The organism is Holophagaceae bacterium, from assembly GCA_016720465.1.
In the GTDB taxonomy this organism is placed as follows: domain Bacteria; phylum Acidobacteriota; class Holophagae; order Holophagales; family Holophagaceae; genus JANXPB01.
On sequence record JADKKO010000004.1, the window covers coordinates 12,934 to 35,586 of the forward strand.

Annotated in this window: 21 protein-coding genes, 1 tRNA gene and 1 other RNA gene; 13 read left to right on the top strand and 10 right to left on the bottom strand. The window is 58.7% G+C overall.

Annotation, left to right across the window (positions count from 1 at the left end; translation table 11 throughout):
* Nucleotides 1-855 (top strand): hypothetical protein, encoded by an 855-nt coding sequence (locus IPQ13_07550; GenBank protein ID MBL0210746.1) that lies wholly within the window; start codon nt 1-3, stop codon nt 853-855.
* A gap of 233 nt (nt 856-1,088) precedes the next feature.
* Here IPQ13_07550 and IPQ13_07555 read toward each other — a convergent pair.
* The 3 genes from IPQ13_07555 to IPQ13_07565 all read right to left on the bottom strand — a co-directional run bounded on the left by IPQ13_07555 (nt 1,089) and on the right by IPQ13_07565 (nt 2,761).
* Nucleotides 1,089-1,165 (bottom strand) — tRNA-Pro (locus IPQ13_07555).
* 20 nt (nt 1,166-1,185) lie between these two features.
* Nucleotides 1,186-2,349 (bottom strand): hypothetical protein, encoded by a 1,164-nt coding sequence (locus tag IPQ13_07560; protein ID MBL0210747.1) that lies wholly within the window; start codon nt 2,347-2,349, stop codon nt 1,186-1,188.
* Between the two features lie 22 nt (nt 2,350-2,371).
* Nucleotides 2,372-2,761, bottom strand: a complete 390-nt coding sequence (locus tag IPQ13_07565; GenBank protein ID MBL0210748.1) for a hypothetical protein — start codon at nt 2,759-2,761, stop codon at nt 2,372-2,374.
* A 97-nt stretch (nt 2,762-2,858) separates the two neighbouring features.
* Here IPQ13_07565 and meaB point away from each other — a divergent pair, with 97 nt between their 5' ends.
* Complete coding sequence (meaB, locus tag IPQ13_07570) at nt 2,859-3,797, top strand: methylmalonyl Co-A mutase-associated GTPase MeaB (GenBank protein MBL0210749.1); 939 nt, start codon at nt 2,859-2,861, stop codon at nt 3,795-3,797.
* Nucleotides 3,798-3,933: 136 nt separating this feature from the next.
* On the opposite strand, the gene IPQ13_07575 is transcribed toward meaB, so the two are convergent.
* Complete coding sequence (locus tag IPQ13_07575; protein ID MBL0210750.1) at nt 3,934-4,395, bottom strand: 23S rRNA (pseudouridine(1915)-N(3))-methyltransferase RlmH; 462 nt, start codon at nt 4,393-4,395, stop codon at nt 3,934-3,936.
* Between the two features lie 101 nt (nt 4,396-4,496).
* Here IPQ13_07575 and IPQ13_07580 point away from each other — a divergent pair, with 101 nt between their 5' ends.
* The 6 genes from IPQ13_07580 (at nt 4,497) to IPQ13_07605 (ending at nt 10,561) form a co-directional block, all read left to right on the top strand.
* Nucleotides 4,497-5,111: a hypothetical protein gene (locus IPQ13_07580; GenBank protein ID MBL0210751.1), complete on the top strand. Its 615-nt coding sequence runs from the start codon at nt 4,497-4,499 to the stop codon at nt 5,109-5,111.
* A 108-nt stretch (nt 5,112-5,219) separates the two neighbouring features.
* Nucleotides 5,220-6,461: a glutamate dehydrogenase gene (locus tag IPQ13_07585; GenBank protein ID MBL0210752.1), complete on the top strand. Its 1,242-nt coding sequence runs from the start codon at nt 5,220-5,222 to the stop codon at nt 6,459-6,461.
* A 103-nt stretch (nt 6,462-6,564) separates the two neighbouring features.
* Nucleotides 6,565-7,617, top strand: coding sequence for a hypothetical protein (locus IPQ13_07590; protein MBL0210753.1), 1,053 nt, complete (start codon nt 6,565-6,567; stop codon nt 7,615-7,617).
* Nucleotides 7,614-8,906 carry a guanine deaminase gene (guaD, locus tag IPQ13_07595; GenBank protein MBL0210754.1) on the top strand — a complete coding sequence of 431 codons (1,293 nt, stop codon included), beginning with the start codon at nt 7,614-7,616 and terminating at the stop codon, nt 8,904-8,906. Before IPQ13_07590 ends, guaD begins: the two co-directional genes overlap by 4 nt.
* A complete protein-coding gene (locus IPQ13_07600) occupies nt 8,885-9,484 on the top strand; it encodes a DNA-3-methyladenine glycosylase (GenBank protein ID MBL0210755.1) in 600 nt (199 codons plus the stop codon). The genes guaD and IPQ13_07600 overlap by 22 nt, the downstream gene beginning before the upstream one ends.
* Before the next feature lie 69 nt (nt 9,485-9,553).
* Nucleotides 9,554-10,561: a hypothetical protein gene (locus IPQ13_07605; GenBank protein MBL0210756.1), complete on the top strand. Its 1,008-nt coding sequence runs from the start codon at nt 9,554-9,556 to the stop codon at nt 10,559-10,561.
* A gap of 93 nt (nt 10,562-10,654) precedes the next feature.
* On the opposite strand, the gene IPQ13_07610 is transcribed toward IPQ13_07605, so the two are convergent.
* On the bottom strand, nt 10,655-10,948 hold the full coding sequence (locus tag IPQ13_07610; GenBank protein MBL0210757.1) for a zinc ribbon domain-containing protein: 294 nt from the start codon (nt 10,946-10,948) through the stop codon (nt 10,655-10,657).
* Nucleotides 10,949-11,121: 173 nt separating this feature from the next.
* On the opposite strand from IPQ13_07610, the gene ssrA reads away from it, so the two are divergent.
* The 3 genes from ssrA to IPQ13_07625 all read left to right on the top strand — a co-directional run bounded on the left by ssrA (nt 11,122) and on the right by IPQ13_07625 (nt 14,996).
* Nucleotides 11,122-11,512, top strand: a transfer-messenger RNA (tmRNA) gene (gene ssrA, locus IPQ13_07615).
* Between the two features lie 630 nt (nt 11,513-12,142).
* Nucleotides 12,143-13,573: a hypothetical protein gene (locus IPQ13_07620; protein ID MBL0210758.1), complete on the top strand. Its 1,431-nt coding sequence runs from the start codon at nt 12,143-12,145 to the stop codon at nt 13,571-13,573.
* A 73-nt stretch (nt 13,574-13,646) separates the two neighbouring features.
* Nucleotides 13,647-14,996 (top strand): HD domain-containing protein, encoded by a 1,350-nt coding sequence (locus tag IPQ13_07625; protein MBL0210759.1) that lies wholly within the window; start codon nt 13,647-13,649, stop codon nt 14,994-14,996.
* 22 nt (nt 14,997-15,018) lie between these two features.
* On the opposite strand, the gene IPQ13_07630 is transcribed toward IPQ13_07625, so the two are convergent.
* Genes IPQ13_07630 through IPQ13_07640 form a run of 3 tightly spaced genes read right to left on the bottom strand, consistent with a single transcriptional unit; the run spans nt 15,019 to nt 20,334 of the window.
* Entirely contained in the window at nt 15,019-16,419 is a 1,401-nt protein-coding gene (locus tag IPQ13_07630; GenBank protein MBL0210760.1) for a helix-turn-helix domain-containing protein, read from the bottom strand.
* A complete protein-coding gene (locus tag IPQ13_07635; GenBank protein MBL0210761.1) occupies nt 16,416-17,498 on the bottom strand; it encodes an AAA family ATPase in 1,083 nt (360 codons plus the stop codon). Before IPQ13_07635 ends, IPQ13_07630 begins: the two co-directional genes overlap by 4 nt.
* Nucleotides 17,479-20,334 (bottom strand): DDE-type integrase/transposase/recombinase, encoded by a 2,856-nt coding sequence (locus IPQ13_07640; protein MBL0210762.1) that lies wholly within the window; start codon nt 20,332-20,334, stop codon nt 17,479-17,481. The genes IPQ13_07635 and IPQ13_07640 overlap by 20 nt, the downstream gene beginning before the upstream one ends.
* Nucleotides 20,335-20,791: 457 nt before the next feature.
* Between IPQ13_07640 and IPQ13_07645 the strand changes: the two genes are divergently transcribed.
* Nucleotides 20,792-21,199 (top strand): hypothetical protein, encoded by a 408-nt coding sequence (locus IPQ13_07645; GenBank protein ID MBL0210763.1) that lies wholly within the window; start codon nt 20,792-20,794, stop codon nt 21,197-21,199.
* 318 nt (nt 21,200-21,517) lie between these two features.
* Here the strand turns inward: IPQ13_07645 and IPQ13_07650 are convergent, their stop codons facing one another.
* Entirely contained in the window at nt 21,518-21,814 is a 297-nt protein-coding gene (locus tag IPQ13_07650) for a LytTR family transcriptional regulator DNA-binding domain-containing protein (protein MBL0210764.1), read from the bottom strand.
* Between the two features lie 92 nt (nt 21,815-21,906).
* On the opposite strand from IPQ13_07650, the gene IPQ13_07655 reads away from it, so the two are divergent.
* Nucleotides 21,907-22,116 carry a hypothetical protein gene (locus IPQ13_07655; GenBank protein MBL0210765.1) on the top strand — a complete coding sequence of 70 codons (210 nt, stop codon included), beginning with the start codon at nt 21,907-21,909 and terminating at the stop codon, nt 22,114-22,116.
* 197 nt (nt 22,117-22,313) lie between these two features.
* On the opposite strand, the gene IPQ13_07660 is transcribed toward IPQ13_07655, so the two are convergent.
* Entirely contained in the window at nt 22,314-22,619 is a 306-nt protein-coding gene (locus IPQ13_07660) for an HNH endonuclease (GenBank protein MBL0210766.1), read from the bottom strand.
* Between the last annotated feature and the right edge of the window lie 34 nt (nt 22,620-22,653).

A 22,653-nucleotide genomic window follows, 5' to 3' on the forward strand; every position in this document is an offset into this window, starting at 1 on the left:
ATGCCCGCCCTGCTGCCCATCGCGGGCCTGATGATGCTGTCGCTCTGGTTCGGCGCGGAGTACATCTATCCCTGGGCACGGCCTGAAGCCCATTCCGACCACCTGCTCCACGGCCGCCTGGTCTGGCTGAACCGTCCCTTCTTCTTCGGCCGCATCCTCCTTTTCTTCGGCCTCTGGATGCTGGTGGGGCGGCGCATCGTTCAGCATGGGAAAGGCGCCGCGGTCTTCATCCTGGTGTTCGGCGTCACCTTCGTCGTGGCGAATTTCGACTGGATCATGTCCCTGGAACCTGGCTGGTACAGCACCATCTTCGCGATCTACGGCTTCTCCGGGATGTTCCTCCAGGGCATCGCCATCGTCACCATCAGCGCCATCGTGCTGCGCCGCGTGGGCCTGCTGCCGGAGATCTCCAAGGCGCAGAACCACGATCTCGGCAAGCTGCTTTTCGCCTTCAGCTGTTTCTGGGCCTACATCTGGCTGAGCCAATTCCTGCTGATCTGGTACGCGAACATCCCAGAGGAAACGGGCCCCATCCGCCTGATGCTCAACAGCAAATGGACGCCGTTCTTCTACCTGAATATCGTGCTGAATTTCGGCCTGCCCTTCGTGCTGCTGCTCCAGCGCAAGGCGAAGACGAATGAAACAGTCCTGATGGTGGCCTGCTTCATCGTGCTCGCCGGACATTGGCTGGATCTCTACCTCATGGTGCTGCCCCCGGTGCTGAAGGGCGCCGCGCCCTCCTTCGGCCTTTCCGAAGCGGGCGGCGTCCTGCTCCAGTTCGGCCTCGGCCACATGGCCTGCTGGCCGGTCTTCATGAAGAATGTGAATCCGGAGCAGGAAGTGCCGAGGGGATAGGTATGGTTGGGGCGAGAGGATTGTTGTTTCATCCTCCAATTCTCACCCTCGCACCACCCATCTCCCGCGGCATGGCTGCGCACGCCCATCCGCTTCGCGGACCGGCTTCGACGCATGCGTCTCAGCCTTGGGCTACCTGCGCGCCATTGCCGATCGGAGATTCGATTCCTCTCGCGGCCCCATTGTGTTTAACATAAAAAACCGGTCCGAGGTCTCCCCTGAACCGGTCTCTATGGTCGGGGCGAGAGGATTCGAACCTCCGACCCTCTGCTCCCAAAGCAGATGCGCTACCAGGCTGCGCCACGCCCCGATTTAGTTAGTCTAGCTGAATTATTTGGATGGGGCGTTGGCGGAGACTTTGGGGGCCATGATGTTCCAGCCGGCGCGCTGGAGGTCCATCACGTTGCCGGCGACGCCGACAAGCATGAGGGTCTCCTGCTCGTCGCCGCCCATTTTCTTGGCGCCGGCGGGAGGCAGGGCCGCGATCTGGGAGGACTTGAGGTCCTTTGTCCAGTTCAGTTTCAGATCGAAGGCGACCTTCTTCTGCTGGCTGTTGAGCTCGCCGGCGATGGTCTTCATCAGGCCAGTGGCGTCGTAGGAGATGCGCAGGCCGCCGGGGCCGTCGAAGCCCTTGCTGTGGTTGGCGATGTCGATGCTCTGAAGCTTGCCCTTGACGTAGTTGAAGCTGAAGCCCGTGCGGATGCCGTTGGCTTCGTTGGTGTAGTTGAGCTTGCGGGGCAGCTTGGAGGTCTTTTCGAAGGTCAGGTCCATGCGCCCGCGCTTCCAGAAGCCCAGGGTTTCCGTGAGGTTCTGCTCGCGCTTTTTCGGGTCGTAGGAGCCGGTGGGCGCGTTGAAGGTGAGCGTCTGGAGGGTCTCGCCGCCCGCGGCTTCTTCCTTGCCCAGGGTCGCGGTGAAGGCGCTGGATTCGGCGTAGACCTTGCGGATATCGATGATCACTTCGCGGAACCAGCCCATGTAGGAAAGCGGGGCCTCCGCGGGACCGGGATCGACCCGGGTCGTGTAGGCGTTCAATTCCTTGCTGTAGAGGAAGCCCTTGTTGCCCACGCGGGTCCAGATGCCGTTGCCCAGATCGCCGCTGAAATCGGTCTTGAAGTCGCCGTTGGCGAAATAGGTGGTCTTGATATTCACGTTGGCATTGCCGCTCTTGGTCGCTCCGCCTTTGACCTGGCCGGCGGTGTCCGCGGCGATCTTGGCGTTGATCGCGGAAGCGGAGACATTGGCCCGGACGGTGCCTTCCATCTGGACGGCGGTGATGTTCTGGTAGGGCTGGCCGAACCAGGCGGCATTGATCGAGTCCAGGACCGACGAAAGGGTTTCCCGGGCGAACTTGGCCTCCAGGGAATTGGCCTTGGGGGCTTCTTTCGCCGAGGGCTTGGCCGCGGGGGCGGCTGGTTTCTTGGGGGCGGGGGTCAGGGCAGTCTGTGCGGCCAGGATGGCGGTGAGACTGAAGGGCAGCACGTTCATCAAACGCATGTAAAACTCCTAGGTGTGGAAATTAGTGACGCGGGTCGAGTTTTTGTTCCCGTTTGCGGCGGCCGAAGCAGGCCGTGCACAGCGCGAGGGACGCATCCTGCGGAACGAAGCTCAGGTACTCGGAAGTTCCGCACTCCACACAAGTGATGTGGGTGAGCACTTGGGTTCCCGCGTTCCGCGATTTTGAGCTCCGGTGGAATTCCTTGGCATAGCACTTGGGGCAGAGAAAGTATTTCTGGTCCGGGGTCACCGTGAAGCCGGAGCCGCAGGTGGCGCAGGCCTTCTCGCGCAGGGTCGGCACCTCGGTCCGCGGCGTGGGTTTCTGCAGGCGCACGACCCCGGAGTCTTCCGGGCTCGGACCGGCCGGCCCGCGGGGGTTGGAACCTTTGGTAGCCATCAAATGTTCGAACATCCCTTCTGGACAAAAGGAAAGTCTATCATTCCACCCGGATTCGATCGAGCGCGAAGATTGGCGGGCAAACAGGCTCTTCTGCTGGCATTCTTGGCAGATGGACACTGCCGATGGGCTGTTGGGGCCGCTCCTGGAAGGCAATGCGCGGGCCCTGGCCCGGGCGATCAGCTGGATGGAGGATGGCCACCCCCAGGCCCGGCCCCTCATGGCCAAGGTCTGGCCCCGGCTTGGCAAAGCCGTCGTCCTGGGGCTCACGGGGGCCCCGGGCTCGGGTAAATCCACCTTGACCGACCAGATCGCGAGGACGCTGCTCGAGCAGGGCCAGAAGGTCGGCATCCTGGCCGTGGATCCCACCTCGCCCTTCAGCGGCGGCGCCATCCTGGGGGACCGGATCCGCATGGGCCGCATCGCCTCGGATCCCCGCATCTTCATCCGGAGCATGGCCACGCGCGGGGCGCTGGGCGGGCTGGCGCGGGCCACCCAGGACGCCATCGACCTGCTGGACGCCGCCGGTTTCGATACGGTGATCGTGGAAACCGTGGGGGTGGGGCAGGACGAGGTGGACGTGGTGAGCTGCGTCCATACCTGCGCCGTGGTGCTGGTGCCGGGCCTGGGCGACGAGATCCAGGCCATCAAGGCCGGCATCATGGAAGTGGCGGATCTCTTCGTCATCAACAAGGCCGACCGCGATGGCGTCGAGCAGGTGGAGCAGGAGATCGAGGCCATGAAGAGCCTGAGCCCGCCAAAACCCTGGGACCCACCCGTCTGCCGGGCCATCGCGACCCAGGGCGAAGGCATCCGGGAACTGCTGGACCAGGTCCGCCGGCACGGGGCCTGGCTGCGTGCCCATGGCGGCCTTGAGCGCAAGGCGCAGGAGCGAGCCAGGCTCCGCTTCGACTCCCTGCTGGCGGAGGAGGCCTCCCGCCGCGCCCGCGCCCGGTCCGGACAGCGCGTCCAGGAGCTCATCACGGCCATTGCCAGGCGGGAACTCGATCCCTACGCAGCGGTGGAGCAGGTTCTGGGTCCTGAGAGCTAAGTCCCAGGTCCTCAAGTCCCAAGTCCCAAGTCCCAAGTCCCAAGTCCCAAGTCTCAAGTCTCAAGTCTCAAGTCTCAAGTTAACAAGAATGCAGGCTTTGGGGTTCCTTGGGACTTGGAACTTGGGACTGATTTTCCTACTTGTGGTACGGCGAGCCCTTGAGGATTGCGAAGGCCCGGTAGAGCTGTTCCAGGAACATCACGCGCGTCAGGTCATGGGGGAAGGTCATGGGGCCCAAGGACAGTTTCTCCTTGATGGCGGCCTTGAGGCCCGGATCAAAGCCATGGCTGCTGCCGATGGCGAAGCCCAGGCTCAGGCCCTGGTCCATGGCCCTGCCCAGCCAGTCCGAAAAAGCCTCGGAACTCCGGGCCGGGGCCTCGGGAGTCAAGAGCACCGGGCACTGAAGGGCCGCCAGCTTGGGCAATAGCCGGGCGGCTTCATCCTTCAATTGCTGGGCAGGGGTGCCCCGGCCCTCCGCCAGCTCCACCAGATCCAAGCGGGCATGGGGTTTCAGCATGGAGAGGTAGTGCGCTTCCCATTCCCGGGCGAAGGCCAGTTTGGGCCGGCCGAAAACATAGAGCCGGACAGGGTATGACATTGATCACCTTCTTAACGGCACCTAACGCGAAGTGAGAATAAGTTTGGAAGTACTTGTGAAATCACGGCAAGATTCCAGAGTAATCGGTGATCGGAGGCCACATGGCAAAGATTGGACGAAACATCACGGGGTTTGGAGCGCTGGCTTCGCTGGTGATCTCCATGGGCTGCGGGAACAAAGAAGGTCCGATTCCAAATGTCCCCCCCACCGCCGCGCAGACTCCGGCCGCGATCCTGCCCCACCTTCAATACCTGGCTGCCTGGAAGAATTTCAAGCACCTGATCCTCATCGCGCCCATCAGCCCTGATGTGGTTTTCCCTTCAGCCTGGTGGTTCCACAAGGAGGCCAAGGATCTCAAGATTTCCCTGACCCCGGAGGAGATGCAGACCCTCGGGATCAAGCACCTGGCGAGCCGCCTGGACGAACTGCCCCGTGCGCCCGAAGAAGGTTATGGCATCGAGGACGCCCGGATGGCGTTCAATGCCGGCATCTACCGGCTGATCAAGGGTCTTCCCGTGCATGTCTGGGGCGCGATGAAGGTTTCCGACGTCCGGGTGAATGCGTCCAGCAGCAAGGTCATGGACGTGACCCTTTCCTACAACGCCAAGCCGATGATCCGTGTCAGCTGCATTAAAAAAGTCGATGCCGGCGGCGGCGGCGAATTCTATGGCATCGGCAACATCCAGTACCTGGTCTGGCCCGGAACCATCAAGTAATCCAACGGGCGGACCGGGGAAGACGGCTGGGGCGGACCACCATCCCCGGCCGGGAAATCCTTTCGCGTTTTCCAGAAGCAGCTAGGCTGGATTTTTCGCGGGGGAGACATGACCGAGCACGCCAATCTATTCGAGAACGTCAACCGGCAGTTCGATGAGGCCGCTGACATTCTGGAAATGCCCCCGGAAATCCGGGAGATCCTGAAAACACCCTACCGGGAAGTGTCGGTGGCCCTGCCCATCCGCATGGACGACGGCAGGATGAAGGTCTTCCACGGATTCCGCGTGCAGCACAACGGCGTCCGCGGTCCCCAGAAGGGCGGCATCCGCTACCACCCCGAGGTGGATCTGGACGATGTGCGCGCGCTGGCCAGCCTGATGACCTGGAAGACCGCCGTGGTGAACATCCCCTTCGGCGGCGCCAAGGGCGGCGTGCAGTGCGATCCCTCGAAGATGAGCCTCCATGAATTGGAGAGCCTGACCCGCCGCTACATCGCCAAGATCAGCATGGTGCTTGGGCCCACGCGCGATGTACCAGCGCCCGACGTGAACACCAACGCCCAGACCATGGCCTGGGTCATGGATGAATACGGCCGCAAGGCCGGCTACCAGCCCGCCTGCGTCACCGGCAAACCCATCGAACTGGGCGGCAGCCAGGGCCGCGAGGCCGCCACCGGCAAGGGGGTGGCCATCATCACCCGGGAAGCCTGCGGCGCCCTCGGCGTGCCCCTGAAAGGCGCCCGTGTGGTGCTGCAGGGTTTTGGCAATGTGGGCTCCTACACCGCCAAATTCCTGGATGGGATGGGCGCCAAAATCATCGCCGTGGCCGATCACACCGGCGCCGTGCGCAAGGCCGGGGGCCTGGACGTCCAAGGCCTCATCGCCTACGTCAAGGAACACAAGGGCGTGGGCGGCTTCACGGGGGGCGAGGCTTTCGAGGCCGGCACGGTGTTCTCCCAGGACTGCGACATCCTGATCCCGGCCGCCCTCGGGGGCGTCATCAATAAGGACACCGCGCCCGGCGTGAAAGCCAAGCTCATCGTGGAGGGCGCCAATGCGCCGACGACGACGGCGGCGGACCAGATCCTCAAGGACAAGGGCGTGACGGTGATCCCGGACATCCTTGCCAATGCCGGCGGGGTGACGGTCTCCTACTTCGAATGGGTCCAGAACCTCCAGCAGTTCTTCTGGGAGGAGGCCGAGGTTTTCGAAAAGGAAGAAAAGATCATGGTCCAGGCCTTCAACGATGTGCATGGGAAAGTCGTGCAGCATGGCTGCACCTACCGCACCGGCGCCTTCGTGCTGGCCCTCGACCGGGTCTACAAAGCCAACCAGATGCGCGGCTGGTAGCCACGGGGCTTTTTTAAGTTGGCGGGGCTCTCCTCCCCTGGGAAACTAGACTGTTTGGATCGGCGGGGCGTCCCAGAACAATCCGATCCGCCACGGAGCACCCATGTCGAAAAGGATCATCCACTTAGTGGGAACCGGCACCATCGGCGAGCCGCTCATCGGCCTGTTGGCCCATTACAAGCAGGAGCTGGGGCTCGACGAGATCACCTTCCACAAGCACAGCATCAGCGACCGGCCCAAGGTCAAGGCCCTGGTGAACCGCGGCGCCAAGCTCGCGGTGGACGCCGACAAGATGGAGGCCTTCAAGGCCGCGGGCATGAGCCCCGAACTGACCCACGAGCAGGCGCTGGAACAAGCCTCGGTGGTCATCGACTGCTCGCCCAAGGGCATCGAGATGAAGGAGAAGATCTACAAGCACTACGAACACAACACCCTGGGCTTCATCGCCCAGGGCAGCGAGTTCGGGTTCGGGAAGATGTACGCCCGCGGCATCAACGACGAAGTCATCACGGCCGACGACAAGTACATCCACGTGGTGAGCTGCAATACGCACAACCTGAGCTGCCTGCTGCAGACGCTGGTGCTCGCCGAAGGGGACGACAACCTCGACGAGGCGTCCTTCGTCTGCATGCGCCGCGCCAACGACATCAGCCAGGTGAAGGACTTCTGCCCCGGCCCCCAGGTGGGCACCCACAAGGAGGGCCGCTTCGGCACCCACCATGCCCGGGATGCGTACCATCTGTTCCAGACCAAGGGCCTGAGCCTGAACCTTTTCTCATCCGCCGTGAAGATCAACACCCAGTACATGCACAGCCTCTGGTTCGACCTGCGCATGAAGCGCCCGACGAACCTCGAGACCCTCAAGGCCAGGATCAAGGGCAACGACCGCATCGCCATCACCGAAAAGAAGGATGCCAACACGGTCTTCTCCTTCGGCCGCGACCAGGGCCATTTCGGGCGCATCCTCAACCAGACGGTCATCCCCTTGAGCACCCTCACCATGCCCAGCGAGCACCGCCTCGTGGGTTTCTGCTTCACGCCCCAGGACGGCAACAGCCTGCTCTCGAGCCTGGCCGCCGCCCTGCGATTCATCCATCCCACCGATTGGGAATCGCGCATCCAGGTGCTGAAGCCGTTCTTTTTTGATGAAGTGTGATCCTCTATCGCGCGCATCTCCTGGATACGCCCGAACGGGGCCGCCTGCGTTCCATCCCGGATGGCGCGCTGGCCGTGGATGAACAGGGCCAGATAGCAGAGTCCGGCCCCTTTCATCCCCTCGCCCAGCGGCATCCCGGCGCGGAGATCCTGGATCTGCGCCCCCATTGGATCCTGCCGGGGCTCATCGATCTCCACGTCCACTTGCCGCAATACGAATCCGTGGCCATGGACGGCCTTGAGCTGCTGCCCTGGCTCAAGACCCACATCTTTCCGGCGGAGGCGCGGTTCGCGGATGCCAGCCTGGCCAAAGCGGCGGCCCGGAGGTTCTTCGAGGACCTGCTCTCCCTGGGCACCACCACGGCCGTGGTTTATTCCACCATCCACCAGCAAGCCACGGACGCGGCCTTCCGCGAGGCTGAGAGCTGCGGCATCCGCGCGGCCATCGGCAAGGTGATGATGGACCAGAATGCTCCGGAGGCATTGTCCGAGGACACGGAAGCCTCGCTCCAGCAGAGCGCCGAGCTCATCCAGCAGTGGCACGGAAAGGACGGCGGGCGCTTGATGTACGCCCTGGCGCCGCGCTTCGCGCCCATGTGCTCGCCGGACCTCATGCGCGGCGTTGGCAACCTTTCAGAAAAGACGGGCGCCTACATCCAGACCCACCTGGCCGAGAACCTCGACGAGATCGCATGGGTCCGCAAGCTTTTCCCCGAGTGCGCGAACTACACGGACGTCTACCGCCAGCACGGAATGCTGAACGGCCGCACGCTGCTGGGCCACGGCATCCATCTCGACGCAACCGAACGCGGGATGATCCGCGCCGCGGGCGCGGCCATCGTCCACTGCCCCAGTTCCAACGCCTTCCTGGAGAGCGGCGCTATGCCGCTGCGGCGCTGGTTGGAGGAGGGCATCTCCGTCGGCCTTGGAACCGACGTGGCGGGCGGGCCCTCGCTTTCCATGTGGAACGAGATGGCCATGGCCTGCATGGTTTCGAAACTGCGGTTCTCCCTGTTGAAAGAGGCCCGCGCCACGGTGAAACCTTCGGAAGCCTTCCACCTGGCGACCAGGGCGGCGGCCCGCGGCCTGGGATTGGAGGGCCGCATCGGCAGCCTGGACCAAGGGCTGGACGCGGATTTCATCGTGGTCGATCCGCGGTTGTCGGATCCCGCGGAGCGCGCCGAAGATGCGGCCGACCAGGTATTGTCGAGGCTCATCTACCGCGCGGATCCACGCATGGTGAAGGCCGCCTACGTGCGCGGGAAGCGATGTTCCGCCCAGGGAAGCTGATTCCCCAGTCTTTCTACAGGCGCGATGTGGACCTCGTGGCGCGGGAACTCCTGGGCCAACTCCTGGTGCGCGATGCGGTGATCCTCCGCATCACCGAAGTGGAGGCCTACGGTGGGCCCGAAGACAGCGCGAGCCACGTGCGCCATGGCCGCACCGGGCGGAACGCCGTCATGTGGGGAGAGGGCGGCCACGCCTATCTGTACCTCTGCTACGGACTCCATTGGATGCTGAATGTGGTGACCGGCGAGGCAGGCCAGGGCGCTGCCATCCTCATCCGGGCCTGCGAACCGCTTGCCGGCATGGACACGCTCCTGGCCCGCCGGGGGATGGCTGCAGTGAAACCCGCCCTGCTGGCGGGGCCGGGCCGCGTGGCCCAGGGCCTGGACCTGGACCGGAGCTTCAACGGGAAACCTCTCTTCCGAAAGGGCGGCCTGGAACTGCGGGAGGGGGAGCCCCCGCAGGGCATCGTCCACGGTCCCCGGGTGGGAATCCCCTTCGCCGCCCAGGAAGACCAGCAAGCCCTGCGGCGCTTCGCCCTGGCGGGCACGCCCTGGATCAGCACGCCGAAGCCCGGTTGATCCCCCCGCCTTGACATCCTGGTCCCGGGACGCACCTTGCTTAGTGCGAATTGCATATGCAGGTGCCCCATGAATACGGATTGGATCCTTCGCGAACCCCTGGTTCTCCTTGACTCCGAGGACCACCCCTACCTGGAGAGCGCCCGGGGGCGGATCGGCGCCCATGAGGTGGCGGTGCATCTCGCCGGGGACTGGCAGCGGAAGGAGCACTATCCGGAGTTCCGCATCTTCCTGGATGGCGCCGAGATTTTCGAATGGGGCGACCCCGCCCCGTCCAAAGAATGGTTCACCCTCTGCCATCAGATGGGTTACACGCCAGAACGGCACTGGGATTGGGATCCGGCCCTGATCCTGTTCCAGCAGGTGCTCCCGGCCCTCGCCGTCCAATGGCGCCACGTTCCGCTGCCCTACGGGCCCGCGGGCGTTCCGGCGGGCGTGACCAGCCTGGCCACGCTGCGGCTGGGCCTATCGGACTGGGCGGCCCGGCTCCAGCGGCCCAATCCGGGTCCGGTCGACGAGCTCATGGCGCTGCTTTTTGGAAAGCTGCCCTTGAGGTCCGTCATCCTCCACGATGACCCCGAAAGCCGCCTGGATTTCGTGGGCAATCCGCTGGATGCGCCCTACATCGGTGAATTCCTGTACCTGGGCGAGCGGCGCGACACCGCCGCGGTGCTCAGCCGCATGACCTTTTCGGGCACCGGAGGCATGCGCTGGTCCCCCTGGCTGCCCGGCGGGGAATGGAGCGAACAAGGCCGGGAGTTCGCGGCCACCCAAGGCGCCAAGGATTTCCTCCGCGCCGCGGGACTTCCCGAAACCATGCCCACAGGGTTCGAACACGCCTTCAAGCGCACGTTCGAGAATCTGGGCCGGTTCATGGAGCCCCTGGTGGAGGCCTACCTCGAGACCTGCGCCACCGGCATCGCCTGGCACCGGGATCCCAAGAATCGCTACGTGAACCACATGGTGGTGGAGGCCCGCATGGAGGCGGACCAGACCATCCTGGTCCTGGACGACGGCAGCGAACTGGTGGTCGTGGAACACCACGGCATGCCCATGGCCACCGCAACGGGGGTTTGATCCCTAAACCCTGTGGCTGCGGATTTTCGATCAACGATTGAGGCGCGCGCCCGTGGCGATGCTGTCCCGAGGGCTCTCGACCCTCGCCCCCAGCTACCCCGGCAGCTTGTCCCGGTCGAGGATGCTCGGTCCGGACCCAGCGGCCTTCTCATAGGTGCCATCGCCCCGGTTCACATACTTGGTGAGCCCCTTCGACGCAATCTCCGCATCGGTGAACTTTTCCTTGTGGAAGAAACCGCCCAGCCGTTTAAGATCCGCCGGCGCCGACACCAGCCGCGACAGCTTGCCCCCGCAGGCCGCGCAGAGCGCGGGCTCCGCCTCCGCCCCCCGGACCAGAGCTTCGAGTGTCCCGCCGCAGCCATCGCAGCGGTATTCAAAGATGGGCATCGCGGTCCTCCGAAAACCGAGTGTAGCAAAGGCTTCGCTTGAGCCTCATACTTGACATCCGCGCGATGCGGCCTCCCGCGGGAGGCGCAAGTGCGGGTCCTCCCACCTATCGCGGAGGACATCTAGTCCTCCGCTCCCAATCGCCGCTTTGCGGCTCTTGGAGGCGGGTCCCTGGGGGTGACCGGTTTCGACAGGTTATGACTCGGGTGCATGGTGCAGGCGGGGGTTGGACGGATGGCCCCCTTAACAATCCGCCCAAACAAAACTGCCAACGATAACTTCGAACTGGCCCTCGCCGCTTAATTTTTTTAAGCAACGAGCGAGTCCCCGCGATCTTCTGGTAACGGGCTCGTAAAACCTTCCAAAGGGTGACTCCGGTCTGCCGGCGGAAGGAACAGAATGGGCCTCGCGAAACACCCCCGCAGCCGGGCCGAGATCAGGGGGAAAGTCCTCGATGTGGGTCGTCCGCGCAAACCCCTAGAGGCCACGACAGCGGAACAAGCCTGTGAAGAGCCACCATTCGACGTTTCTTGGACGAGGGTTCAATTCCCTCCACCTCCACCAAAACAAAAAAGCTCCGCCTTGCGGAGCTTTTGTGTCGAGGAACCATAGTTTGTCGCAAACGACAAACTATGGTTCTTTTACACGACGCGACAAACTATGGTTCTACAATTTCTGAATACATTGGGTTGGTTTTCGTCATCTTCATGCTGAACGTTTAGGACTAAATTTTGCGATGGAATTTGGCAGATCAACTTCTACTCGAATGAACGCCAGGCATCCAAAATGTGGATCAAAAAACCAGATCCCGGTCGATTCTTCGTTGGCTAGAAATCTCACACCATGTGGCATCCGACGGCTCCACCCCCCTGATCAGGTATTATGAGCCCAACAAAATGAACTGAAATTAGGCATGTTAGAAAATTCATGCCGGGGAGAGCACATCAAAATTACAACTATTTCTGGAAAGTGGTAGAACAAGAAAAGCATGAAGTGGTCTAGAACTAGATTCCACCATAGATGACCCTTGAGGAACCCCAGTGAACTTTGCCATCCGAAGCACATTCGATATAGCGTCCAAGATTGGAAATCCCGGAAAAGACAATGCCAACGCATTAATTGGATTGCCTTTGACACGACAACCGCACCGAGCCTTGTTCAATGTGTACTCGACGAACTTCCGGAGAAATATCCATGACCACGAAAGAAGCGTCTAGTCCCAAACCTGCGACGAGGCCTGTTGCAGCGATAGCAGACCATTCGTTGCCTTCACCGAACCCCCGCCTACTTTCGTCAGGGTTCATGATTGGCGAGAATACAGGCCGGAAGATTGAGGCCTTTCTTAGTCGTATTCCGGGCGAGGCAGGTCTCTTCAAGCCTAATCAGGAGGAATTACTCCAAGCAGTCGTAAATGAGCTCCTGCAAAACCAGTGGGCTGACGACCAGGCCGTGATTGCCCTTGATGCATGCATTGATGAGCTCACCGCAAACAAGACTCTCAATACTCAGTCACTAGGATCTTGGCTTCGTCGGCATCGAAATGATCCAGAGGCGGTCATAGACTGCCTAACCTTGGATCCACCAGTAGAGCTAGACCTAGTCTATGAACGCCTCCCCAAAACGGGAAGTCAGAAACAGGTATTCCTTGCACGATGGAAGTCAAGCCAACGTAGAGTTGTCCTCAAGCGCGTCATGGGATCAACCGAAGTCCGTGATCTCATTGGCGAACGTGAAGGGAAGTCCCATCCACTCTCGTTGGAGGGACCACATCCAAACATTGTCGCCTCGTATCCCTTAAGAAACTCTGCGGGCGAACCCTTTTTAGTTGAGAAGGAAGTATTGGTTCTCAACGATGGCTGGAAGGCCGATGGATACCAAGAGGCCGCGAACGCGTTACATGATCTTGCCAGTGCTCTGGCCTTTATTCACCACGATGGATTGGTGCATGGCGACATAAAGCCAGACAACATTGGACGGGATGGATGTTATGTCCTCCTGGATTTTGGCATTTGTCGGCGCGTTAAGGATTTTTTGCCAGAGAGTACGCCAACAGGATCGCTTCGAACAAGGCCACCGGAACTCCTTACAAAGACATCCATCGACAATCCCCAGGCCATCGACATTTGGGCACTCGCCGCAACAATGTTCAAGGGGTTGACTGGGCGCTTTCCTCTCATCACGGAACGCGAACCTATCCCGCGGGTATCAGATGCGGTAAATCGTATTGCATTCGAAAAAGAATTGGCTCATCGGGTTACGGATGAATGGGACAAGTGGGTTCGAGTAGATCTGATCCCGCTTCCTTTTCAACAGGTACTTATGCCAGCCTTGGAACGTTCTGCTGCAAAAAGGCCATCCGCTGCAGAATTTCTGACCTCAGTTAACGCTCATCTTTCTGCTTATTTACCAAGTCGAAGCGAATCGGGTAGCTTTTCTCCAATTGAAGCTCTAAGGCAAATTTTGTTATACCTTCCCGATCCGCAGAGTCTTGCATTGGCGCCACAATCCCGTAAGGAAGCGCTTAAGAAGAAAATTGATCAAATCGAGCGAGTTGAAGGCCTTGATGAGGCGCAGCAACGCTCACTGACAGAACTTAAAAGGGCGCTCCTAGGCGTTGCTGTCTAACAGTTTAGTTAGAGAGATCCCAACGATGCTGCGCGGGCCCGTTCAACGAGTACAAGATTCAGTTCACGGTCTTATGGAATTCCGTGGCATGGAGGGGATTGTAATTGAGCTCCTCAGCGCTCCAGAACTTCAGAGGCTTCGGCGCATAACGCAGCTTGGACTATGCCATTTTGTTTTTCCGGCAGCCGAACACTCTAGATTCAGTCATTGCCTCGGTGCTGCATATCTAGCAGTCCGATTTGGCAAGCAATTACAGGAAGAGGCAAAATCCTTCTGTATCCCGGAGCTTGGGCCGGGTGAGTACGAAATTAGGGATCTTGCAGTTGCGGCGCTATGCCACGACCTAGGGCATGGTCCCCTCTCACACGCTTGGGAGAGAGAGATCGTTGGAGTGCAGTATGCCCGGGAGGAATGGGCTCATTCCCTCGGCCTGTCATGGTCCCAAGGCGATTATGGAAAACTGAAGTGGCACGAGATGGTAAGCCAGGCTCTCCTTTCCTGGGAGGATGGACCGCTTTATCGACGCCTCAGCAAGAATGAGCACGATCTCCCCCCCCGAATTCGTGAGATGTTGCTGGGGCGTCATTGGGTGCGATGTTTACCACGGTTGCTCTCAAGTGATGTTGACGTGGATCGTGGTGATTTTCTTCTGCGCGATGCTCACAATTGTGGGGTGCGGTATGGGCACTATGATGTCGATTGGTTGATATCCACCTGCACAATTGGGTTTACTGAGTCGGGTGACCCCGTCATTGGGTTCGATCGCCGCAAGGGATATCGTGTCGTCCAAGCGTTTCTAAACGCACGCCGGGCTATGTATGACACGGTCTACACGCACAAGACGACCAGATGTGCCGAGGGCATGGTTGGGTTGTTCTTGCGTCGTTTGAAAGATCTCGCCCTAAGATCTGGCGACTTAAAGGTCAGCGATGCTTTCCAGTCTGTCGTGTCACTGGTGTCCGGCCGCCCCTGTACCCCGAAGGAGTTTCTGGCCTTGGACGACCATGTGATCTGGGCGCTCATTGAACATCTAGCAAGGCGCGATCAAGGTGACGAGGTACTTCGAGATCTTGGAGAGCGGCTATTGAGCCGCGTTTTATTCAAACGAGTGCCAGTTGATGGCAAGAAAGCGTTAGTCTTTCTGGCACAAGCCGATGGTCGCGATAAAGTACACAGCGTGTTGCGTAGACACGGAATAGGGGAGCCGAAATACTACCTCGTCGAAGAAAATGTGGAATTCAAGATGCTTGGAGATGCCGAACCCGATCGAGGCTACTTTGTCGATGTAGACGACTCAGGTCGGCTAGCAGTCCCGATTAGAGACACCTCTGTTGGACTCTTCGATTCTAGTGATGACCACGATGAATTCCGCATTTACGTTCCGGAAGATGCTGTGGCAGATATTGTTGCGTTGATGAAGTAACGAAACGAGAGGATTCAAATCGTCAACTTCTGATGAGCCCGGTACGGGGGGATCCGAAACGAAATCCGTTTTTAACCGATTTGCAAATCGCCGCTACCGCCTTCGCCTCTACGGAAAGAAAGAATTTTGGGACGCCTTCCAGTCGAGCCTCAATCCTACGCCGCGTGGTCAATTCACCCTCCTGGACAAGTTGGGCCACAACCACACGAACGCTTTCCAGCCTCGTTAGCCTTTGATTTACGGCGTCTTCCGTAATCCTGGCCTGCCGTCTGGCCGTGATCGTTTGGCAGATGTCTCCACAGCGACGATGCAACTCACGGGGGGATGTCTTCATGATCTGTGCAGCCGTCGCAACGGAAACAGGAGGCTCGGCTTCCAACAACTTCTCCAGTTCCTGGCACATTTCGGCAGTCGGACGTTTAGAAGCAGGCTTGCGCTTGCGTGGCCACGGTCGGGCATTCCTTTCCTGGCGAACCAATAGGGAGACAATCCCCTGTCCCGTAAGCACCTCCTTAACCGCGACGTGAAGGGTCCCTGCAATGGCAATGATTTGGTCCAAGCTTGGATTGTGGTGGCCATGGACCCAACCGCTAACGGTGCCCTTACTGACACGGAGGGCCGCCGCCAACTTAGCCGCGTTACCTTCACATGCAACTCGAACGGCCTCTTTTATAAAATAACGAAACATTCGGCTTGTTGGCTGCGGCAAACCCGATTTAAAGAGTCTGCTTCCCAAAAGACCCGCCACCAACCTGGCATCGCGAATCTCAGTTTCAGAAGCGGATTCCAAACAACAACCCGGCTCCTTCGCCAACGTCATCCCGCAATGATCACAGAGATGGGGAAGGTGCTTGATCTTTAAGGAAGAAAGTCTTTCTGCTGGGTCGCACCCACACGTGCTCACTAACTTCACTTCGTGTTTGGGGCATGCCTTCACGGCACCGATCTCCCATAGGAGCTGCCCATAGGGATTGCCAGTAACCACTCCCTCATGGAGGCAGAGCGGGCACCAATGCCTTTCGTGGGTCGCGGTTCCTGGTAGCCCAACCAACCCTTGCAAAGGGAGCAGTGTGAGGTAATTCAGCCCCTGGACTCCGGTAAGGTTCTCGATCGTTTTGACCCAGTTGGATGGCACCTCCCCCATTCCATTGAAGAACGAGGATCTCCAAAACCTATCAGCCTGATGCGCCCGGACACCCGCACGCAACCCAAGCTGCGGAATCACGAATTCCCGGGCGATTACTTTAGGTGAAAGGCAATGCTGATCCGACAATCGCTGAAAGTAGCTGCTCAGACTCTCCCGAAAGGGAGTTCCCAATCCAAGTGGCTGGAGCGAGGCGAGCGTCGACCTTCGAGGGAGGGGATCGACAAGGCCCAGCATTAGCAGCTCAATTTCCGGGGAAGCTTCAGCCACCTGGCTCACGTCGTTGCTCCAATCCGACACTCCACCTCTTTGGCTGCAAGGCCCATGGATTTGAAGGTTCCGGAACCAAACGTGGCCTTCTGGATCAGCCTTTCCCCCGTCACTGTCTCTTCGAGAATTGACTCCATCTGGCTCTGGGACAACATGGCTTTCTCCAGCAGGCTCTCTGACCACACTCCCTTGTTTTGCAAGGCATGGGCCAGTGCGCGGGCCAAGATGTCCTTGAGGATTCCGATACACCCCACTGAGCCTGCTTGAAGGTCATCAGCGTACGGCATCAAGTCAGGTTGGTTCTCCAACGGGATGCACCGCTGGAGCTTTTCGAGTGTGATACGGAATGCCTGTTCATCCGCTTCCACTCCGGTCAGGTAACGCCTGAAATGAACGACCGCACTGCGACGGGCAACCTGGCCGCTCAGCTCCATTAATTGATAGAGGTCGTAGGATCCGACGAGTGTCAGCGTTACACCGCAGATATTTGATAGCGATTTAAGGGCGTCCATATAGTTGGCCAGGGAATTCCCGTGAAGGTTGCGTAGAAGATGCACCGCCTCATCCACCACCACCAAGGCTGTACGCCGGAATTTCAATACGTTCTCAATAGCTACACGCATGGCTGTCACTGTGTTGCCAGAAGCGACATTACGTACGGTAGTCCTGCCATCACTGAGGGTAGTTTCCTGTTTCCGCCCCATTAGGGGCTCCTGCAACGCCTCTCCGAGACGGAGGTAGAACATACGCCACGAGAACATCCGCTCACCAGAGGAAGGTGCTTCCATCACCACCACTGGAATGAAGCTGGGATCTTCCTCTATTGCCTGGAGATGGTTCGTTATAACCCGTTTTCGGAGGCCGTCCACCACAGTGGATTTCCCGACCCCGGTGGGTCCAATCAAGAGTGCGATATCCGTCCCTGATCCCGGAAGGGCCATCGTCTCCAAATCATGCAACACCTCGTTGATGCGAGGGTGAAGAAGCCTCACCGCACGAAAGTAGGCCAGCTTCTGCTCCACCGACAGCTTGAGCGCCTCGTCGTGGCTGATGAGGCCGGGCATGAGATCAGAAGAATTCGTAGTCATCGTCTCGCTCCTTAAGTAAGGTTTCGTTTGGTACCTGCCGTGTCGTTTTAAGGACGCCAAACGGATTGGCGGGTTTAACTGCCGCAGGAAGTGTCCTGGAGGCTGTTGCTGTGCTGGTGGCGGTTTCTCGTTGAGCCTTCCGTGCCTTGGACTGGCCTAGCTGCTTAGTACCGAGGGCCTCATCTTTGCCTTCGCACCGGGTGGCTTGAACATCGGAGGTCGCCAGGGTCATTCCCAATGGACCATAGAGCGTCTTTGCCTCGGCCTGCTGCTCACCCAATCGTGGATCCCAGGCTTTGGCATCCAGCAGCCGCAGGTGCTCCGCAAGCCGCTCGGGAGAAAGCTCCTTTTTCTGGATCCTGGATTTTTTTGCAAGTTCGGCAAACGCATACCGAAGTTCGATCTCTGTACGGTTTCGGATCGTCCCCATGAGCTTGGATACGCACCGGTGCCATTGGTTTCCAACCAACACATACACAACTCGAACATCCCAGGGGTCGACGCGAACCTCCACAGGCTGTCCGGCGACGCCTGGTTTCCGGAGCACATCGTTCCAGTACCAGATGTGAGTGATTTTTACGCCGCGTTGTCCATCCACCACCCTCGTATCCCCTTCCTGGGGGCTCGGACAGGTTTCAATCCGGAAGGTGTCGTCGTATCTGACCAGCCGATTCCGGCGTTCGCCCGTTTCCGTCAGCCGACGTTCCAGATGCTCAAGGGGTGCCTCACCATGGGCCGGATGAATCTCCGTCCCGTAAATCCGCTTGCAGAAGAAATCCATGGCGCCATGCAAGGCCGTAAGGGTCCAGGTGACGAAGTTTTCGGGTAGCACGCTCTTGGTGGTCATCCGAGCATGCTTCATGAGCTGAGTGTTGCCTTCCAGCAAATGGATGAACTGCGTGTTCACCGTTCCAAACAGGCGCTCCATTACCGATCCGTGCCGCGATTGGCCCGCTGGCCGGTATCGGATGCTGCACCCGTATAGTTGGCAAACCCGCTGCATGGCCCTAGATTTGAAATCCTTGCCATTGTCGAGCACCAGCATTTCCGGCATCCGGCCGTGCCTGCGGACGAGGTCTCTCAGCACCATCATGCAGGAGCGGTAGGACGGCGCCTCGAAACTCAAATAGAAAGAGAGGACCGCCCGTGACTCAGCGTCCACTGCCAATGTGAGCCACACCTTTCCAAGGGAATTCTTCCCACCCGGACCGCACATCAAAAGATCCAATTCGGTGTGGTCGATGTGAACGTACTGGAAGGGGCGGACGCCGTGGATGGACTCATTCAGATGGAGGTACCAGACGATGGGATCGGTTTGGTAAGCCCAGCGCTTCCCCTTCCTGGCCCGAATGGATTTTAGGTTTTCGAGTTCTTTATGGAACGTCCTAAGCGAGCAGGGGCGCACACCCGCCTCCTGGCAGCCATCCAGGAGGTATAGGTAGGCCGCCTTTTTGGTGATGTTCTTCGGATTGTTGAATTGTTCCTGCGCGACTTTCGCGATCAGATCAAGCAATTCCTGCGGAATCTTCCGGGCATGATTTCCGCATCGTTCATATTTTGTAGCTAAGGAAAGATGCTGTTCGGCCACGCTCCCGCCTGCTTCACGCATGGCCTTGCGATACCGTTCAAGGCTCCGTTTCGATCGAGGCACCGAATTGGGATCCACGGCGGCCATCTGGAGCCATCCACCGCGTTGTAGCGCGGACTCGATGGCATTGGGAGAGACTGCATTAAGCGTGTCGCAAATGGTTAGCCCAGGATGTTGACTAGCCTGCAGCTCAAGCTTTCCTTCAGCGTGCAATGTCTCAAGCACTGAGATATCCACCTCGCTCGTGCCCTGTTCTCCCTTCAACAGGACCTTCGTATCACCGATCAACGAGATCTCGTAGGGAAGGCCTTCATAGGTCAGCTTGGCCCCTACCTCAATTGATGCGACGCGAGTCTCTAGACATTCAGCCATGGCTGCTTCTTCAATTCGGCGGTGGAACTGCATCGCTGCCAAATCCCGGTAGATGAGCACTCTGTCCGTCTCCCCGAGGTCGTCATTGACCAGGTCGACAGTGAGTTGGCCATCTGCGATCGCTTTGTAGATGTCATCCGTAGTGACTTTGGGTACATCGATTTCGACAGAACCCATGTCGCCTACCGCCACACCAGATATACCCTCGTTCACTTTCGTTCCAATCCGAGCAATCAGATGAACCAGCGGAATGACAGCCTGGCCTTCGAAGAAACCCTTCAATGTGGCTATGGCCTTCTGCTCGACAGGTGGCCACCCCGGTGTCAGGTAGTCTCCTAAAAAGATCAGGTTCTGGACGTACTGCTGCGGGTGCTCATCGGCTGAATGCAGTCGATAGTCGATTCCCAGAGAAGCAAGATATTCTTCGGCCTCCGGGAAGCGCCACCCATCATCGGTTCGGAGATACCGTCCCGGCGTTTTTCGCGCCAGGCCAATGAGCCGTTCCTCCTCGCGCCATTCCTCCAGGCGAAATCCGTCTGTGGTGATCAGCAGGAAGTCGGGGGTATGCTGAAGCCGGAAGGGTTTCTTGGTGCCACGCTCTGTCAGCATCAAGTCCAACTTCACCGGCTGTGGGTAGTACTCCAAAATCTTTGGGTCATGCTCGTATTGGACGATGGCCGGGAATTCAACCGTCCGGCTCTCCGCAGCGATTGCCCGACCCATTTTCTGGCTCGCATAGCGAGTGATCACGTTTCCGCGATGGGATTGCACTTCCCTGACTGGGGCTTCTTTGCGGGCCTTCTGCACCAACCGCATTCCAGCGCTTGGGGTTCCAAGGCTTTTGAACAAGTCGTGCAATTCAATTTGGGTCAACATGGCTTGGACGCTTTCTGAAAGTTCCTCTGCATCGAAGGCCGCTTTAAAGACGCGCCTCCCCGAACCCCTCGATTCAATGAGCGGTTTAGCATTGGCAAGATTTCTGGAAATTTTTAGCTGGTTGCCGACTGGGATCTGACCATCCCAGGGTTTTTCAATGCGGGTTGTTTACTTCGGTTCTCCCCGGTGCAGAGCCCTCTCTATCTTGTTCAGGGGGCGAAGTTTGGTTGCCTGGTAAGTCGTGGCCGCATCGGTGCTCACCTTCCACCCACCTGGCCGATGCTTGGTGCATGATTCCTTGGCAACAGTGGAAGGGGCGTTTGTTGGATCATCTGGGGAGCACCTGAGGGAAAGATGTTGGTTCTAATAATCAAAGTATATACATCAAATTTGATTAAATCAAGTCAAAAATTAAAAATAATTTTCTTTTTTGTGCTTGAATGGAAAGGGAGGAGCCATGGACAGTCCTTGGGACAAATACGCCGCGCGGCTTGTCAAGGATCTGCTCCACGTCCGTCGAATGGACTATTCGCAGTTGTCCATAGGATTCTTCGAGAAAGTCGGCCAGGAAGTAAAACCGCAGATATTGACGAACAAAATCAATCGGGGCACGTTCTCGTTGGGTTTCTTCCTGCAATGTCTTGTAGCTATGGAGATGGATATTGATGAGGTGCCCTGGGGGACTCTGAGAAACCTAAATGGACCACCCGAAAAATTCGAGACTCGCAAGATGATCTTTGATCCCGACACTTCGTCGTACATTCGAAAGCTTCCCCCTTATGAACCCGTCAAGCCCCCCCCTCCTGATGAAGAGCTTGACTTCATAGATCTGCCACCATCACGCCTACCGAAGCGAACCAAGTAGAGCGGCCGCCTGCGAATTCCTGGCGTGTTCAAGCGAGCGCCGCTTTTTAGTCGAGTTCATGGCCAATGGAAAGGTGCAGCTCCAGCAAAGCGAGCAATTCAGATCTGACGTCTCCACATAGAACTGGGCCAAGGATAATGTGAGTCCTCCCCCTTATTGACCCGCCCCGGTTTTCCATCGCAGTTCTAGAGTGAGGAATCTGGCCTGTTGGGGCGGTCGATCAAAACCTTCAGAAACAGGGAGACGGAAACAAACTGATATTCACAAAGCGTTATTCATTCAGCTTTTCATCGCGGTGCCTTAAGTTACCAGATGGAATCATGAGAGCCCTAGCCGTCCCTTCAGGATCAATGTCGCGCCACGGCTGGCCAGCAATTCGATGCCCCCAGGAAGGGTCACGATCACGCGCCCACCAAAGGTAGGTTTCAGTCCCACGATTGCTTCCGGCCGCACCAGCAGATGCCGGTGGATGCGCAATAGGCCCGCGTTGGCGAAGTGCTGTTCCACTTCCACCAACGTCTTCCACTGTGTCTCGAAGCGCTCGCCCGCATAAGCGTAGACCACCTCGGCCTCTACTTCGAAGTGGGTGGTTCTGGATAGATCCACGAAGACCACGCCTTCGCCCGCTTTCGGTAGTGGGTCAGTTTGAAATTTCTTTCCGGGAAGGCGCCCTTGGAGCCCTTGGACGCCTGTCCCATACTTGAAGCATGAAGAAGGTTCCCTCCAGGAAGGATGTCAACCAAACGGCCTTCGACGTCGTCCAGACAGCGACCGCGAATGTGAACGTGCCCATGAAGCTCTATCCCGTCTTGGGACTGGAGACCGAACGGGAGATAGCCTCGCAGCTCAAAAAATTGCCCATCCGTAATCTAATCGATGGTGGAGATCCGGATATTGGTGCCTGTACGCATGATTGACTACCATTCTGAGAATTCAAAATGGGGACTCGTAAAGAGTCCCCCTGAACTTTGGTGGGTCCGCTTACAAAACCAAGATCCTTTTCAAGTTAAACAACGCGGCCACCACACGATGTGGGCAAGGCGTCCAACAGACCCACAGCTCGGCCCTCTCCACAAGTCGAGTGCGCCTCAGGCGAGTAAGAGGGTGTCCAATTTTACTTCTTTGAGGGAGGCCAAGGGTAGGTATCGCTCTTGTCCCGGTTGATCTCCCACTGAAGAGGTTGGAGGTTGTCCAGATCGTCCGTTCCGTCTTTCGCGACCGGCTTGATGTGATCAACCTCCCAGCCGTGGTTCGATTTCGTGTTGCCGTAGTCTGTGAACTTCAGTGGCTTGCCACAGATGTCGTAGCGCCAGTCCTTTGGTTCATAACCATTTATGGGTCGCCCCTTCGCCCACACCACACCGATTGTGGTTTGGCCGAAGGGTTTGCCTGCGATGTCGGTGTTGCGATTGCGAGACATATGGACTCCGATCAACGAGATGGGGGGAAGACAG

Coding starts and splice junctions, on each gene's coding strand:
- IPQ13_07660 (MBL0210766.1), bottom strand. CDS start 22,619: ATGTCTCGCAATCGCAACACCGACATCGCAGGCAAACCCTTCGGCCAA.
- IPQ13_07575 (MBL0210750.1), bottom strand. CDS start 4,395: ATGTCATACCCTGTCCGGCTCTATGTTTTCGGCCGGCCCAAACTGGCC.
- IPQ13_07585 (MBL0210752.1), top strand. CDS start 5,220: ATGACCGAGCACGCCAATCTATTCGAGAACGTCAACCGGCAGTTCGAT.
- IPQ13_07645 (MBL0210763.1), top strand. CDS start 20,792: ATGGACAGTCCTTGGGACAAATACGCCGCGCGGCTTGTCAAGGATCTG.
- IPQ13_07655 (MBL0210765.1), top strand. CDS start 21,907: ATGAAGAAGGTTCCCTCCAGGAAGGATGTCAACCAAACGGCCTTCGAC.
- meaB (MBL0210749.1), top strand. CDS start 2,859: ATGGACACTGCCGATGGGCTGTTGGGGCCGCTCCTGGAAGGCAATGCG.
- IPQ13_07620 (MBL0210758.1), top strand. CDS start 12,143: ATGACCACGAAAGAAGCGTCTAGTCCCAAACCTGCGACGAGGCCTGTT.
- IPQ13_07600 (MBL0210755.1), top strand. CDS start 8,885: ATGTTCCGCCCAGGGAAGCTGATTCCCCAGTCTTTCTACAGGCGCGAT.
- IPQ13_07560 (MBL0210747.1), bottom strand. CDS start 2,349: ATGCGTTTGATGAACGTGCTGCCCTTCAGTCTCACCGCCATCCTGGCC.
- IPQ13_07635 (MBL0210761.1), bottom strand. CDS start 17,498: ATGACTACGAATTCTTCTGATCTCATGCCCGGCCTCATCAGCCACGAC.
- IPQ13_07580 (MBL0210751.1), top strand. CDS start 4,497: ATGGCAAAGATTGGACGAAACATCACGGGGTTTGGAGCGCTGGCTTCG.
- IPQ13_07590 (MBL0210753.1), top strand. CDS start 6,565: ATGTCGAAAAGGATCATCCACTTAGTGGGAACCGGCACCATCGGCGAG.
- IPQ13_07565 (MBL0210748.1), bottom strand. CDS start 2,761: ATGTTCGAACATTTGATGGCTACCAAAGGTTCCAACCCCCGCGGGCCG.
- IPQ13_07610 (MBL0210757.1), bottom strand. CDS start 10,948: ATGCCCATCTTTGAATACCGCTGCGATGGCTGCGGCGGGACACTCGAA.
- IPQ13_07625 (MBL0210759.1), top strand. CDS start 13,647: ATGGAATTCCGTGGCATGGAGGGGATTGTAATTGAGCTCCTCAGCGCT.
- IPQ13_07550 (MBL0210746.1), top strand. CDS start 1: ATGCCCGCCCTGCTGCCCATCGCGGGCCTGATGATGCTGTCGCTCTGG.
- IPQ13_07605 (MBL0210756.1), top strand. CDS start 9,554: ATGAATACGGATTGGATCCTTCGCGAACCCCTGGTTCTCCTTGACTCC.
- IPQ13_07640 (MBL0210762.1), bottom strand. CDS start 20,334: ATGTTGACCCAAATTGAATTGCACGACTTGTTCAAAAGCCTTGGAACC.